The 591-nt window shown below is 44.8% G+C and carries 1 protein-coding gene; it reads right to left on the reverse strand.

Annotated elements, in window-relative coordinates; translation table 11 throughout:
- On the reverse strand, positions 1-591 hold a 591-nt coding region (locus HMPREF2893_RS08790; protein WP_186822255.1), incomplete at both ends, for a GBS Bsp-like repeat-containing protein.

Consider the following 591-nt stretch of genomic DNA (forward strand, 5'->3'; position numbering starts at 1 on the left):
CTCCGTTCGCTTGACGAGTCGCTTCATACCAGCGGATATCGTCTTGGCCGTCCTTATCCGACCAAGTTGGAACTTGAACGGTCCGCACACCTTTAGGGCTGTAGACATCCTTAATGATGACGTCAAAGGTACCTGTATCCTTGTTGTTGTTTTGGATCAAGAGACTAGCAGTTGGACGTGATTGATTTTTGTAGTCAATAAAGGCTTTCTTGACAAACTTGTTTTGTCCGTTAGCATCCACATAGAAGACCTGCGCTTCGTACTTGCCATCAGCGTTTTCGTGGTCACTAGCTTTGGCCGTTACAGTATATGAACCGTCTGCCTGGCGAGTTGGCGTGTACCAGATGATATCTTTCATCCCATTGGCATGAGACCAGAATGGAATCTTCACTTCTTTATAACCATCGAAACCTTGAAGGTTCTTAGCTGTAATAGTGAAAGTCCCGTCTGACTCTGATTTTGTAATGGTCAGATCAGCAGATGGTTTAGGAGCTGTGTAATCGATAAAGGCTTTCTTGACAAACTTGTTTTGACCTTGGGCATCCACATAGAAAACTTGCGCTTCGTATTTGCCATCAGCGTTTTCGTGGT

Source organism: Streptococcus sp. HMSC072C09 (assembly GCF_001813105.1).
Classification (GTDB): Bacteria; Bacillota; Bacilli; order Lactobacillales; family Streptococcaceae; genus Streptococcus.